At 36.5% G+C, this 14543-nt stretch carries 11 protein-coding genes; 8 read left to right on the forward strand and 3 right to left on the reverse strand.

The window, feature by feature from the left end:
* Positions 1 to 69: 69 nt before the first annotated feature.
* Together sppA and AC4CUY_RS06560 are read left to right on the forward strand one after the other, a co-directional pair.
* The gene (gene sppA / locus AC4CUY_RS06555; protein ID WP_419820642.1) at positions 70 to 1101 is read left to right on the forward strand and encodes a signal peptide peptidase SppA; all 1032 of its coding nucleotides are present in this window, start codon (positions 70 to 72) and stop codon (positions 1099 to 1101) included.
* A gap of 329 nt (positions 1102 to 1430) precedes the next feature.
* A complete protein-coding gene (locus AC4CUY_RS06560; protein WP_419360312.1) occupies positions 1431 to 2243 on the forward strand; it encodes an alpha/beta fold hydrolase in 813 nt (270 codons plus the stop codon).
* A gap of 282 nt (positions 2244 to 2525) precedes the next feature.
* Here the strand turns inward: AC4CUY_RS06560 and AC4CUY_RS06565 are convergent, their stop codons facing one another.
* From AC4CUY_RS06565 to purM, 3 genes are all read right to left on the reverse strand, one after another.
* The gene (locus tag AC4CUY_RS06565) at positions 2526 to 3512 is read right to left on the reverse strand and encodes an IS110 family RNA-guided transposase (protein WP_490773548.1); all 987 of its coding nucleotides are present in this window, start codon (positions 3510 to 3512) and stop codon (positions 2526 to 2528) included.
* 658 nt (positions 3513 to 4170) lie between these two features.
* Entirely contained in the window at positions 4171 to 4803 is a 633-nt protein-coding gene (gene purN, locus AC4CUY_RS06570) for a phosphoribosylglycinamide formyltransferase (RefSeq protein ID WP_336954724.1), read from the reverse strand.
* 9 nt (positions 4804 to 4812) lie between these two features.
* Entirely contained in the window at positions 4813 to 5883 is a 1071-nt protein-coding gene (gene purM / locus AC4CUY_RS06575; protein ID WP_490773841.1) for a phosphoribosylformylglycinamidine cyclo-ligase, read from the reverse strand.
* A 135-nt stretch (positions 5884 to 6018) separates the two neighbouring features.
* Between purM and cxpE the strand changes: the two genes are divergently transcribed.
* The 6 genes from cxpE to AC4CUY_RS06605 all read left to right on the forward strand — a co-directional run bounded on the left by cxpE (position 6019) and on the right by AC4CUY_RS06605 (position 14505).
* Positions 6019 to 7221, forward strand: coding sequence for a chloramphenicol efflux transporter CxpE (cxpE, locus tag AC4CUY_RS06580; RefSeq protein WP_336954722.1), 1203 nt, complete (start codon positions 6019 to 6021; stop codon positions 7219 to 7221).
* A gap of 15 nt (positions 7222 to 7236) precedes the next feature.
* Entirely contained in the window at positions 7237 to 7944 is a 708-nt protein-coding gene (gene hda, locus AC4CUY_RS06585) for a DnaA regulatory inactivator Hda (protein ID WP_336954720.1), read from the forward strand.
* Positions 7945 to 8115: 171 nt separating this feature from the next.
* Positions 8116 to 9927 (forward strand): rhombotarget A, encoded by a 1812-nt coding sequence (gene rbtA / locus AC4CUY_RS06590; protein ID WP_419328926.1) that lies wholly within the window; start codon positions 8116 to 8118, stop codon positions 9925 to 9927.
* Between the two features lie 10 nt (positions 9928 to 9937).
* Positions 9938 to 12379 carry a CSLREA domain-containing protein gene (locus tag AC4CUY_RS06595; RefSeq protein WP_419820639.1) on the forward strand — a complete coding sequence of 814 codons (2442 nt, stop codon included), beginning with the start codon at positions 9938 to 9940 and terminating at the stop codon, positions 12377 to 12379.
* A gap of 209 nt (positions 12380 to 12588) precedes the next feature.
* Positions 12589 to 13371 carry a tellurium resistance protein gene (locus AC4CUY_RS06600; RefSeq protein WP_490773842.1) on the forward strand — a complete coding sequence of 261 codons (783 nt, stop codon included), beginning with the start codon at positions 12589 to 12591 and terminating at the stop codon, positions 13369 to 13371.
* A gap of 9 nt (positions 13372 to 13380) precedes the next feature.
* Entirely contained in the window at positions 13381 to 14505 is a 1125-nt protein-coding gene (locus AC4CUY_RS06605) for a toxic anion resistance protein (protein WP_490773843.1), read from the forward strand.
* Positions 14506 to 14543 lie beyond the last annotated feature (38 nt).

Below are 14543 nucleotides of genomic sequence, written 5' to 3' on the forward strand. Positions count from 1 at the left end.
AATGATTAAATAGATTATACGGATTCCGTGTATATAATGAAGCATGAATAATTAATTTGGATGGTATAAATGTCAGATTGGCCGCCGAAACCTCAAAATGACAATACAAATTTGAATTCCTCTGCGGGTCAACAGCCTACAGGACAGGAATGGAAGATCTTAGAGAAAGCTGTTCTTGCTTCAGTTGAAGAGCAACGCCGTACTCGTCGCTGGGGGATCTTTTTTAAAATACTCACTTTTCTTTATATTCTCTTTGTCTTAGTTGCACTGGGTAAGAGTTGTTCATTATCAGGGTCAGATGATGGAACAATAACTTCAGAGAATCATTTAGGGGTTGTCAATATCGTTGGTACAATTGATTCAAGTAGTCAAGGTGTAAATAGTACCGATACGATTAAATCATTAAAGAAAGCATTTGAAGCAAAGTCTGCTCAAGCTGTAGTATTGAATGTGAATTCCCCAGGTGGATCACCAGTTCAGTCTGATGATATTTGGCAAGAGATTCAGTACCTCAAAAAACAAAATCCAGAGAAAAAAGTATATGCTGTGATTGGTGATATGGGAGCTTCAGGTGCTTATTATATTGCATCAGCAGCAGACGAAATTTGGGTAAATCCATCGAGTTTGGTGGGATCAATTGGTGTGATTATGCCGAACTATGGGGTAAATGGTTTAGCGCAAAAATTAGGTGTTGAAGACCGAACGATGACTTCGGGAAGTAATAAAGACATACTGAGTATGACGAAACCGATTAATCCAGAACAACGCGCGCATATTCAAGCTTTATTGGACAATGTACATGATCACTTTATCGATGCTGTGAAAAAAGGCCGTGGTGAAAAGCTGAAATCGCAAGATCCAGCGATCTTCTCTGGTTTATTCTGGACGGGTGACCAAGCAATTAAATTGGGTATCGCAGATAAAGCAGGGAATATGGAAACATTAAAACGCGAATTAAAAGTGAAAAAGACAGTTAATTATACGGTTGAACGTAGCCCATTTGACTCAGTTCTAGGCCGTTTAGGTTCAGAAATGGGTCATGGTTTAGGTACAGCCGTGAGCCAGAAACTTGGTATGAATCAAGATGTGAAAATGCAATAGTTCAAGTCTGTTAGATCAGTAAAGAACAATATATTGTATTCTTGTTCTTTACTGAGCCATACAGGATAAAAAACAAAAATATGAAAAAAGAAGATGAAAAAAGAAGATGAAAAAATAAGTCCAACACGATTCTAAAGCTCTATTTTCTTCTTACTTTATGCCATTTTAGCTGGTTTAAACCTGTTTAAGTCATTTGAATGACATCGCTTATTGTAAAACAATAGCAGTGAGTTCACTTAAAATATTTAACTGAATCCAATTTATCAGCTACAGTATTTGCAATTCGTCATATTCAGAGTGTAACACAAGACATGGTTAGTCTATCTCACATGAAACCTGTTATTCATTTTGCCCATGCCAATGGTGTGCCATCTAAAGTCTATATGAAACTATTTGATTTATTGAAAGATCAATATGATGTGATTTATGTTTCTTTATTAGGCACAGATCAACGTTATCCTATTGATAACAATTGGTCGAATTTTGCAGATCAAGTGATTGATAGTATTGTGCAACAATCTAATGGACGTAAAGTCATAGGCTTAGGTCATTCATTAGGCGCTGTTGCAACTTTTTTAGCGTCGTTTAAACGTCCAGATTTATTTGAACAAGCAATTTTATTGGATCCTCCATTGATTATGGGAACCGCATCCTTTGTCTTTAATCTTGCAAAGAAATTTTATCCTCAAAAAATCGATGCGATGACACCAGCTCACCTCAGCTTACGCCGTCGAGATCATTGGGAATCGCGTCAACAAGCCGCAGAGTTGTTACGTCCAAAGGGGTTTTATCAGCATTTTGACGCAGATTGTTTTAAGGCTTATATCGATTATGCACTAACAGAAGATCATGTTCGTGGTGGCGTGACCTTGACCATTCCTAAGGATGTTGAAGTTGCAATTTTTAGAACTGGTCCTTCTTATTGGTGGTTACCTCATCCACAACCACAAGTTCCAGTAGATTTAGTTATTGGTTCTGAGAGCCCTTTTCTAAAACGTAAATTTCCACAAATTACCAAAAAGAAATTTAATATTCCTTTTACTCTGACGGCTGGAGGACATATGTTTCCTTTAGAACATCCAGTTGAAACTGTTAACTTAATTAAAAAGTTGATTCAACAAAATTTATCTAATACCCATTAATCAGTGTTGAATGGGTTACAGATTGTACCTCTCTCTATAGTCAACCTGTCAAAAAACTCGGACACAAGAATATAATAGATTTAATTAATATTTTTAATTAAATCTATTATATGGAAAGATAAATTATTTGATTGTAAAAAATTTGCAATACAAAATCTTACATTCAAAGTTTAAATATCTTTGCGTAGGCGCTGCCTCATTTTTGCACGACAAAAACCAGTGCTTTGTTCTTGCTCAGATGAAAAGATACCGTCTTAACTGTCAAGCAAATTATTTAAGGATTCATGCCTTATAATTTGCCTGATAAGGTTGTTGGTTTTTAAGAACACCATAGCAAAGATGAATTAACTTTCGCATAGCAGCAGCAATCGCTACCATTTTAGTTTTCCCTTTCGCTAAGAGCCGTTCGCTCAACTCTTTAATGTGAGGATTGTACCGAGTTGCAACAATGGCAGCCATATATAAACCCGATCGAATTTTAGGTGAACCGGCTTTAGATAAGCGACTTTTTCCAAGCACAGAACTACCAGATTGTCTATGAATGGGAACTAAACCCACAAATGCAGCAGCTTGGCTAGCTTTTTCAAAAGAATGAGCACGTAAAAAAACAAGCATTAATAAACTGGTACGCTCAGCAATTGCTGGAATGCTTTCAAGAAGCTTTTGATCACGTTTAAGCTCATGGTCTTGATCTTGATCAATATGGTTTTGAATTTGTGTATCTAGATTCTGAATTTGCCGAGTTAATGATTTAATATTAGTCTTAATAGACTTTAAAATTGGTACAACTATTAGAGTGGAGTTTGCTTTTTCCAAACGATTTTGTTCACGTTTTAAGTCGTTCGCAAGACTTGACCTTCTATCTAATAAAGCATTGAGCAATCGGATATTATCAGGAGTGGGTTGCCATAAATGTAAATCTACAGTCATTGCAAATCGCGCCAATACTTCACTATCGATTTTGTCAGTTTTATTAAGCTTAGAGATACTTTGAGCAAAATATCGAGTACGGGCTGGGTTAGCCACACAAACTTGAAATTTTAAATCAAATAAAAATTGAGCTAACATTTCATGATAGACGGATGTTGCTTCCATTAAGGCTCTAGTTTCTTCAGCAACAAGACCAAAACGATTTAACCATGATAACAATTGATGAAATCCTTTATTGCTATTGGAAAAGCATTTAGTTTTTATTTTTCCACTAGAGTCATCAAGAAATAAACAACAATCGAATTTAGCTTTAGAAACATCAATGCCAAGATAAAACATAGCTTCACCTAATTATTGATTGAATTAATATTAAAAAACCACAGTCTTTTCTTGTGAATGCAGCATCAAAGTGCTTAGTTACCGTCCAGATTTATGTCAGTGGTTAGGTGTAAATTGTAGGTTTAATCTTTTCAGGAAACTCGAAGTTTTGATGACAAACCAAACTCTACAATTTACGTGTAGTGATAGCTAATCACTACAAAGAACAAGATACAAGATGACAAAAATCTTCAGTTGGACGAGGGGTATGTCCTGTACCCCACATTCCTACATACATTGGGCGACATCCCTGTCTTCCTGCGATAGGACAACCATCTAGGATTGAAAAGTACAAAAAATGGTTTGATAACCAATAGTTTCTATAAGTTCAAACAAAAATATAGGCTACATTTATGATCAATAAATTGATGGAAATCACTTGTATGAATAATTAGGGGATTTGATTATAAGTAAAGGTTTTTGTTACGGCCTATCGTTAAAAAGTCCGCTGTTTTTCCCATAAATTGATTTCAATCTTTTTATGTAAAATGTAGCAGTTCAAGCGACTTTGCTATAAACCTATTGTTATCTAAGGTCACTAAACGGGCGAATTTTATATTAGATATAAAAAATGCATCCTTAGATGCATTTTTTGACAGTATTTTAAATCAAGCAAATCTTAAAGTTGGCAAAATTGAATTGGCTGTTTAAGTGCTTGTCCCTTATATAAAACCTGACCATTTTCCAAGTGTTGAATGGTGCCATTACAGATCCATTCAACCGCTTGAGGATAAATTAAATGCTCAAGTACATGGACTCGTGCTGCAAGCGATTGCACAGTATCATGCAAAGTAACTTTTAAAATACCCTGAGTCAAAGCTTGACCAGCGTCTAATTCAGCAGTAACAAAATGCACAGTACAGCCATGCAAAACATCACCTGTATTTAAAACACGTTGATGAGTATGCATGCCTTTGTAATTTGGCAATAGAGAAGGGTGGATATTCACCATTTTTCCTTCCCATGCTTGCACAAACTTTGCACTGAGAATTCGCATAAAACCAGCAAGAATGACTAAGTCAACATTCCAATCCTGTAATTGTTGATGCATAACATCATCAAAAGCTTCACGATTAGGGTAGTGTTTATGCTCAATCACAGTCGTTGCAATGCCTGCTTTTGTAGCACGCTCTATGGCAAATGCTTCAGGTTTGTTGGAAATAACCCCCACGATTTGCCCTGAAAGATTGGCATCAATCAAGGCTTGAAGGTTGCTTCCATTGCCTGAAACGAGTACAGCAATTTTAATCATGTGGGGAGCTTATGCAAAAATCACACGAATTTTTTCGTCTGCGCCTTCAATTGAAGCAGCATTTTCTTGGATATGACCAATGGTCCATGCTTTTTCACCTTGAGCAGTTAAAACTTCAATGGTTTTTTCAGCATCAGCAACGTCAACTGCAATGACCATACCCACACCACAGTTAAATGTACGGTACATTTCAAATTGTTCTACAGCACCTTCACGTTGTAAAAGTTTGAACAATTCAGGCCATTCCCACGATGATTGATTAATCACAGCTTGAGCACCATTTGGAAGTACGCGAGGTAGATTGCCTGGTAAACCACCACCTGTGATATGTGCCATTGCATGAACATCAACTTGTTTGCATAGCTCAAGTACTGGTTTTACATAAATACGTGTTGGTTCCATTGCAACATCTGCAAGCGGACGACCATCTACTATCTGAGTTAAATCAACGTTTTTCACGTCTAAGATTTTACGAAGTAAAGAGTAACCGTTTGAGTGTGCACCAGAAGATGCTAAACCGATGAGAACATCACCTGCTTTTACTTTAGAACCATCAATGATTTTACTTGCTTCAACCACACCCACAGAAAAACCTGCTAAGTCATAGTCTTCACCTTCATACATCCCTGGCATTTCAGCAGTTTCACCACCGACCAATGCGCAGCCTGCAAGTTCACAACCTTTACCTATCCCAGTCACAACATTTGCAGCAACATCAACATTTAAATGTCCAGTTGCATAATAATCGAGGAAGAATAGAGGTTCAGCACCACATACAAGAAGATCGTTTACACACATTGCAACCAAATCTTGACCAATTGTGTCATGACGGTTTAAGTTCAATGCTAAACGTAATTTTGTACCGACACCATCTGTACCAGATACAAGAACAGGTTCTTCATAACCTTTAGGGATTCTGCAAAGTGCACCGAAGCCGCCTAAACCACCCATCACTTCAGGGCGTGTGGTACGTTTAGCGACAGATTTGATTCGATCGACAAGTGCGTCGCCCGCTTCAATATCGACACCAGCGTCTTTATAGCTTAAACCAGTGTTTGGGGTAGAAGTTGAGTTGCTCATAATTGAAGTCTCCGCATTCGCGCGGGGATTATACCCGAATATACGAAACTCTTATGTTATTTCTGCACTAAAATGCTATCTTTATTAAAATATTTTCCCCTCTATAACGAATAAATTTGAAATAGGCGTGATTCAATGCACGATCGGACTTTAAAACGAATTTTTATCCTTGCTGGAATTGCTTTAGTTTTATGGATTTTATATTTATTAAAACCCGTAGTGATTCCTTTTGTCGCAGCTTTTCTCGTTGCCTATTTATTTAGTCCAGTGGTAGATAAGCTGTCTAAATTTTTGCCAAGGTGGTTATCTATTTCAGTGGTATTTATTGGAATAGGTGTATTACTGACTTGGGCGACTTGGTTTGTTGTACCCTTGGTTTGGAAACAATTAATCTATGCGCGTGACAGTATTCCCGCGGGAATCCATTGGGTGAATTCTACTTTTTTACCGTGGTTATCCAACAATTTCAATGTTGAACATATGGAGTTGGATACAGATCAAATATCTAAAGTAGTGATGGAGTATGTTCAGACCAACTATAGTGCGGATAGTATCCAATCGATGGCATTAAAAATTGCCCAATCTGGACTGAGTTTTATTTCGATCGGTGGAACAATTGTTTTAATTCCAATTATTGCGTTCTATTTCTTACTTGATTGGAATCGGATGTTGGAGCATTTAAAAAGTTTTATCCCACGCCAATATGAAAGTAATGTGCTTAAAATTGTTGGTGAATGCCATAGTGTTTTAGGTGCTTTTGTCAAAGGGCAATTCCTTGTGATGATTTTATTGGGAATTGTCTATGCTGTGGGCTTGCAATTGGTTGGTCTAGAAGTTGGATTAATTATTGGTATGATCGCAGGATTGTGCAGTATTATTCCTTATCTTGGCTTTGGTGTTGGTATTATAGCTGCTGTCATTGCCTGTTTTTTCCAGTTTGGTCTAGATCCAAAGCATTTATTGATGGTTTTAGCTGTATTTGGTGTAGGGCAACTCATAGAGGGATATATCCTTCAACCTTTCTTATTGGGTGATAAAATTGGTTTATCTCCTGTAGCCGTAGTATTCGCAGTACTTGCAGGTGCGCAGTTGGGGGGATTTGTTGGAATGTTGATTGCACTTCCAGTTGCAGCTGTTATCGTGGTTTTACTCAAGCATCTCAAAGAGTTATATCAAGAAAGTCAGTTTTTTAAGGCCAATGATACTTTGGTGACTGTACAAAATCATGGTACCACTGAAACAATTTCAGTCGAAAGCGACCAAGTTGATCTTGATATTGAAGTTAAAAACACGCAAGATACTGATCAATCGATTAAAAATGATCAAAATCCACTTTAGGAATGATTTGAATATATGCGTCAATTGCAGTTGGATATAGAACCACAACTGGATGCCAGAATTAGTGATTTTTCTGGACCAGGTTGGGGACCTGTAATTGATGCTGTGCGTCAGCTTCATGCAGGCCTGATGAATCGTTTCTATATCTATGGTAGCGCTGGAACTGGTAAAAGCCATTTACTCACTGCGATTTGTGATTCTTATTTAGAAATTGGTAAATCTGCGATAAAAGTATCTTTATTGGAATTGTTAGATGCGCCTATAGAAGCGATCACATCCTTAGAAAGCTATGACTTAGTTGCCTTAGATGATATTGAAGCAATTAGTGGCGTACCGCATTGGCAAAAAGCGGTATTCCATCTTATTAATAATAATAATGAAGATGGCGGGCAGTTGGTATTTTCATCACGATTTGCGCCTATTGAATTAAAATTAGAACTCCCTGACCTACAATCTCGACTTACACAGGCTGTCAGTGTAAAAGTACCCAGTGGGCACTCCTATGCTGATCGGCATGCTTTATTGCATTCAGTCTTAGAACGTCGGGGTGTACATTTTGACCCACAAATAACGGAATATTTGCTATTACATGGCCCACATCAAACGAGTACACTACTTCAATCTGTTGAACAGCTAGAAAAGTTATTGAAGGGTGAGAAAACTAAATTATCTCACGCAACTTTAAGACAGATCTATGCATTGATTGATGAATATAGACAATAGTTTTTTTTACTGTTGTTGAGTGCGCGTAACACAAATAGATGAAGTTAATCGATTCATCGATAAAAATTCTTGAGAATTTTTATCGCGTGTGACAAAGTACGCAAAAAGGACTGATAGCAAAGCGTAATGCTGGCTAATAAGAAATAATTAAAAGAAATCAAGGAGACTATAATGCTCAAACGGGGCATAGGCTTAGGATTATTATGTATTACCGGTCAAGCATTTAGTGCAAATATTACTGTGACAACGACAGATGATATTGTAAAAGCTGATGATCAGTGTTCATTAAGAGAAGCAGTCGAATATGTCAATCAGGGAATGCCTGAGGCTGGCTATAATGGTTGTGGTGGTGGTAAAGAGGTTACTGCAAATATCATATTACAAGGGAATAAAGAGTATTCACTGAATAGCCAAATCAGGATACTCAAAGATGTGACGTTTGGTTCGACTTATGAAAGCAACGTAAATAATACACAAACGCTTATAGGTAAAAACAATGCCATTATTAAAATGGTTGGAAAAGAACGTTTATTTCAGATTGAAAAAATCATAGATTCGGCAGTAGAGACACCACCTGCAATGCTCAAAGTTTCATTTAATGAAATTACCTTAAAAGGGTGTAATGAAGCGGTATGTGCTGATCAAGGTGGTTTAATCTATAACAAAGAGTCTTTAGGTATAAGTAATAGCCAGCTTTTAAATGGTCATGCAAGACAAGGTGGCGCAATTTACAATGCGGGTGTGTATGTTGCGAATACTTCATTAAGTTCTGTTTCTATAAACAAGACCTTAATGAAAGGTAATACAGCAGTAGAAGGAGGTGTTGTTTATACCGAACTACCAACATTTGTTATTACACAGTCATTAATTCGAGATAATGAAGTTACAAATTCAGCAAGTTCAAATTTTGAAACAAAAAATCAATTTTCAGAAGAGGCTTTAAAAACAATTGGCTCCTCAATTCCTTTTGGAATTATGAATAGTACGATCTTTAGCAATAAAGGCTATGTAGTCAAGATTTACGATGCCATGCAAATCAACAATGTCACCATGATTCTCAATACTATGGGACTTATTGTAAACGCGCCCCAAAAGAAAGGTTATGTTGCAAATAGTATTATTGCTAAAAATGGTACACAAGATTGTACGATTGTGGCTGGCGGAGAAGCGGAACAGATCAGTAATAACCTCTATTCATCAGGCTGTAGTGGTTTTAAATCTACAGCATTAGGCAATGTACAACTAATTGCTGGGAATACCACGGAAGGCAAGTGTGACTATAGTACCGATGGAATTTTATGTCCATTTACAGAGGCACCTACTGTAGCTTTAGGTTATTTTTTACCAAGAATTTTAGCAAGTTATAATTCAGCTGAAGATTCACTGATTATTAACCATGGTCCAGAAGTACAAGATAAAATATTGGCATGTTCATCAGTTGATCAGCGTGGTAAAAATCGAGATGTTAATTCACAATTATGTGATCGTGGTGCGATTGAATTGGTGATTAACACCACAGATGTTACAACTGTGGGGCAAGATATTTTATATGGTGAAACAGCTAAGTTTTCAATCGCAGATCAATTACAAGATGGTGAGTTGGTTAGTGTTGAAAAGTGTAAGCAGATTTTTAATCGAGAGTTGGATGACAATGGTAAGCCTTGGCAAATTGGCTGTTTAAAAGTCATCCAAACAAATACCCCATCTAAAGGAACAATGTCGATAAACCAGGCTGGTGATATTGTGTATACCCCAAATAGTCGTTGGCAAGGTTCAGATGAATTTAAAATCAATGTGGTGACCTCAACCACAAGTTTTAATAAATCAGATAATCCTTATATTACGATCCCCGCACGAATTGTACAAAGAAAGCCAGATGATTTTAAGAACTCTAAAGTAAAGACTTCAGGTGGAAGTTTAGGGTTTCTTTCAATCATTGGACTGGTCGGTTTAGCAGGCTATCGACGGATAAAATATAAGTAAAGGATCGGATATGAAAAATTATAAAAAGGGATTTCTAACACTTGTTATTTTGTCGACCATGTCTCTGATGGCGGCAGAAGATAAAACAATTTATGTGACTACCTTTGAAGATGAGGATGGAACAAATCCTGACAAGTGTTCAATCAGAGAAGCCTTACGAGCTGCTGCTACACATAAAGCTTATGGTGGTTGCAGTGCAGGACAAGTTTATTCGACAGTGCCCAATGTGATTCAATTAGAAGCGGGTGAATATAAGCTGACGAAAGAGTTAAGACCTAATTCAGATATTTCCATTGTTGGTAAAGAACCTGGTGATTATAGTCGGCCAGATGTATTAACTAATAATTTCCCTGCTTCAACGCCATTAAAAACTACAATTTCAGGCCAAGGGACCTCGCGTATTTTCAATACCATTTATGAAAATAAGCCAAGTTTAACGCTGAAAGATGTGATTTTAAAAGATGGCTCTAGCTTGAATGACACCAATAGCAGCGTGGGCGGAGCGATTTATGCAGGCGGTGCAACAACCTTAACCAATGTAACAATTATCAATTCAAATGCGAAAACTGGTGGTGCAATTTATCTAAATGATGCTTCAAGTTCACTTACAGTCAACTATGGCGTGTTTGACGCAAATAAAGCTGATCAAGGTAGTGTACTTGGAATGACATGCTCTGATAATTTGGTTTTTACAACACGAAGTATCGCAGTGAATGGCACAACTTTCATTAATAATGGATCTGCAAATAGCTTAAGTATGTTTAGTTTTTGTGGACAGCCTTCTGTGACATTTACTGCAAATACATTGACAAAGAATACTGCAAGTATGAGTCAAGGGAGCATCATTCAATTTAGCCAATTAACACCACAAGGAAAGGTTAATTTTAGTGATAGTTCTTCTTTATCACTGCTCAGCAATACTATTGTAAAGAATGATGCTTGGGCAACACTACTATATGGATACAATGGTTTAAAAACTTTAAGCAATAATATACTGGCTTATAATAATGGGAAATCTTGTCGTTATGCAGATGGTGATGTCAGTAAAGTTGAAGGCTCAGGTGTAGTGCTGGGCTATAATGCTTTAAAGCTTACTGCTGGTAATGATCAGTGTGAAGTTGCAGAGGCAGTGACTAAAGAGGGTAAAGACCATTCATTTGATGTAAGTAATATTGAGTTCTCATCTATTTTAAATGACTTAGAGCAACCGAGTGAATCCACTGGTTTTATGCCGATGTATTTCCCTAAAAACTTAGGCACAGATAAAGATTTAGTTGATATTGGTTATACTGGGTGTAGTGGATCTGATCAGCGAGGTGTCACCCGAGTGGTTGCGGAAAACTCTAATGGTCAAAATGATGTAGCGAACTCATGTGATATCGGTTCTACAGAGGTTTTACGTCTTACAGCAAATAACTTAAGCTCGACCAATGCATCAGTGGTTGCTGCACTTAGCAATTATCAGAACATATTGGATAATTATAATAAGTTGATTGCTGACCCAGCAACCAACCAAGACTTTATTCCTTTTTATAAATTTCAATCAGAGTTATATAGTAATCTAATAAAATACACCAAATCAGATCAGAAATATCGCACCATCTTTGTTGACCCTTTTGCTGCCAATCTGCCAGCAGAAATCATTACTAAAGGGCAGGATGGCAAAGATATTAGGGTTGTAAAACATCTAAGCGTTGACAATTATGATGTGATTGTTAAGCCACTTGGTGTGGGTTTATTGAATAGCGATAAGGTCTTTGCGGGTAAGGAAGATCCAAACTTTAAGTGTGAATGGAATGCCAACTTAAAAAGAATTATGTTATGGCGTATAGACGACAGCATAACCCCATCAGGTGATAATGAATTCTGTAGTTATCAACTACAGTTAAAATCTGAACCAAATATTACATCTTCAGCTTATGTGATTGGAACCTTTGCTAACATTGCACCCATCGTAGAGGATAGTAGTTTTAAAGTTGAATATGGTTCAACTAAAGCAATTGATGTGGATTTACTCCAATATGCCAATGATGATGGTGATGGTAATGCAGCAGCTTTAACTGCAAAACCCAATAAACCAAAATTTTATATCAATGCAGATGGTGTTGAATTACCTATCCGAATAGGTACAAATATTGACCCAATAGTTATTACTGCAGATCGTAGTGGTCCTTGCCCAGGTGTTGATAGTAAATATACCTGCTATGGTGGCAAAATTCATATCCAACTCAGAAACACATTGGACCCATTTAGCTACAAATTTACCTACTATGTGTATGATGCAGATGGTGTAATTTCCAATACTGCGACGGTAAAATTAGAAAACTCAGGTACAGCGCCCGGAAGTACGCGTACAAGTGGTGGTGGTGCATTGGGTTGGCTCAGTCTTCTTGGACTGTTAGGGTTGACAGGATATCGCCGCTATCAAACAAATAGACAACCAAAGCAATAATAGGCAAATAAATAAACTGGCAAATTAATGAATTTTACAACTTAGTGTATACAAAAAAACCAGTTTTTAGAAACTGGTTTTTTTGTATCTGTATGTTTTTTGCTATTTATATAGGCTTTCTTCATAATTTGTATTATAAGTTTTAAGTAGGAAGGGTTTGTTAATTGATTTCCCTTAAATCATTGAAAAGTTATTCATTTTGAACTGATATGAAACAATTTACTGTACTTACACCCCTTGAAAAGATCCCATGTAGTTCTGATGAATTACTTTCGATTAAAAGAAATGATTTGGTTCCATTACTCGACAATCAAACACGACTGAATTTATATGCTGATCAGTTAATTCAAGCACAATCGGTTCTGTTAAAAGCTATTGATCCAAGTTTAACGCAAAAACTGAGTCAAATTATTGCACAAATCATTTATCAATTATCTACATCCAAAAAAAAACTCAATCAACGTAAATTTAATGCTATACAAAAATGGTTAGGTTTAGATTTAGAGTTTAGCGTTGGACAAGTCAAATATTTACATGAATTAGAAAGTTTAATTGATGAAGCAAAGCATTTGAGTCAAAGATTACAAGTGGAAATTCAAAAGTCGGAAGCAAGATTTCAACAAGCCAATGGCTTAAGAGAGCAAATGGCGAAATATATTCGCGCCGCTCAGGAATTTTTACATGAATATCCTGATTTTATACACCATCGCCATCCTTTAGATAATTTTTCTGATCGGCTGTCTAAAAAAGTCAACACGTTACAAACGCTACAATCCAGTAATGATATTGCGTTAGCACAAATGCAGTTAACACAACAGCTTTCCTTGAGCTTACTTGATCGATTTAATGAAGCCCAAAATGTTCTGATTCCTGCATGGCAGTATCATGTAAAACAGAGCAGTACCCAGAATTCTTTTACAATGACGGAAGAACTTGATAAAAGTCGTGATAAATTAATTCAATCATTAAAGAAATCATTAGAAAATAAATAGGATACATGTATGAGCGATTCGAATTATCAAGCATTAAGCGCACAATTCAATACGCCATTGGAATTACAAAAGTTTGAACAATTGAATTTGAAAGAAATAGGTTTAAATACTGAAGATTTTAATGAGGTTGTAAATGCGCATAAAGACTTGGCCAATATTAATCATGCTTCCGTTGCTGAATACGGTAAAAATATTGCGACCAAAACATCTTCATATACTGATGAATTACTCAACTTAGTCAAAAATAAAGACTTAGATGTCACTGGGCAAAAATTAAATGAAGTCGTTCAAGTTGCTCAGCAATTAAATACATCGAGTATTTTAAATCAATCAAAAAATTCAGGATTTATTGGAAGCATACTCAGTAAGTTTAAAGGTGCTAAACAAAGTTTCGATCAACATTTTAATACCACCAAAGAGCAAATAGATTCATTGGTCAAAGAAATTGAAACATCACAAACAGGTTTAAAAGCACGGGTAGAAACATTAGATCGTATGTTTAATGGTGTTCAAGAGGAATATCGACAGCTGGGTGTTTATATTGCCGCAGGTCGAATTAAGCAAGTAGAAGTGCAGCAAGAAATTGCGACTTTATCTCAGCAAGAGCAAGATCCTAAAATCAATCAGCGTGTTTATGACCTTAACCATTTAGCCAACAATCTAGAAAAGCGGGTGAGTGATTTACAAGTCTTGCAACAATCTGCAATGCAAACCTTACCGATGATTCGTATTATTCAATCCAATAATATGATGTTGGTCGATAAATTTTATGCCATAAAAAATATTACTTTACCTGCATGGAAAAACCAGATCAGCTTAGCGATTTCTTTAAATGAACAACGAAATAGTGTGCAGCTTGCCAACACGATTGATGATGCAACCAATGAGCTATTAAAACGCAATGCAGATTTACTTCATCAAAATTCTGTGGATACTGCCAAAGCCAATCAACGTTCAGTGATTGATATTGAAACGCTTGAACATGTTCAAAATACCCTGATTAAAACTGTAAATGATGTTATTCAAATTCAGAAAGAGGGTATGCAAAAACGTGAAGAGGCTTCGACTCGGATTAAAGCGCTTCAATCGAATTTGCAACAGTTGGTATTAGATACCAGTACGCATCAATCCTAAGCCAAATTTTAAATCTTGGCACAATCTCATCTAAAGGT

The sequence above is a fragment of the Acinetobacter sp. 778_lipA genome, assembly GCF_058242985.1.

Bases quoted from the DNA above. Each gene is read 5' to 3' on its own strand.
- sppA (WP_419820642.1), top strand. From the start codon at position 70: ATGTCAGATTGGCCGCCGAAACCTCAAAATGACAATACAAATTTGAAT.
- AC4CUY_RS06560 (WP_419360312.1), top strand. From the start codon at position 1,431: ATGAAACCTGTTATTCATTTTGCCCATGCCAATGGTGTGCCATCTAAA.
- AC4CUY_RS06565 (WP_490773548.1), bottom strand. From the start codon at position 3,512: ATGTTTTATCTTGGCATTGATGTTTCTAAAGCTAAATTCGATTGTTGT.
- purN (WP_336954724.1), bottom strand. From the start codon at position 4,803: ATGATTAAAATTGCTGTACTCGTTTCAGGCAATGGAAGCAACCTTCAA.
- purM (WP_490773841.1), bottom strand. From the start codon at position 5,883: ATGAGCAACTCAACTTCTACCCCAAACACTGGTTTAAGCTATAAAGAC.
- cxpE (WP_336954722.1), top strand. From the start codon at position 6,019: ATGCACGATCGGACTTTAAAACGAATTTTTATCCTTGCTGGAATTGCT.
- hda (WP_336954720.1), top strand. From the start codon at position 7,237: ATGCGTCAATTGCAGTTGGATATAGAACCACAACTGGATGCCAGAATT.
- rbtA (WP_419328926.1), top strand. From the start codon at position 8,116: ATGCTCAAACGGGGCATAGGCTTAGGATTATTATGTATTACCGGTCAA.
- AC4CUY_RS06595 (WP_419820639.1), top strand. From the start codon at position 9,938: ATGAAAAATTATAAAAAGGGATTTCTAACACTTGTTATTTTGTCGACC.
- AC4CUY_RS06600 (WP_490773842.1), top strand. From the start codon at position 12,589: ATGAAACAATTTACTGTACTTACACCCCTTGAAAAGATCCCATGTAGT.
- AC4CUY_RS06605 (WP_490773843.1), top strand. From the start codon at position 13,381: ATGAGCGATTCGAATTATCAAGCATTAAGCGCACAATTCAATACGCCA.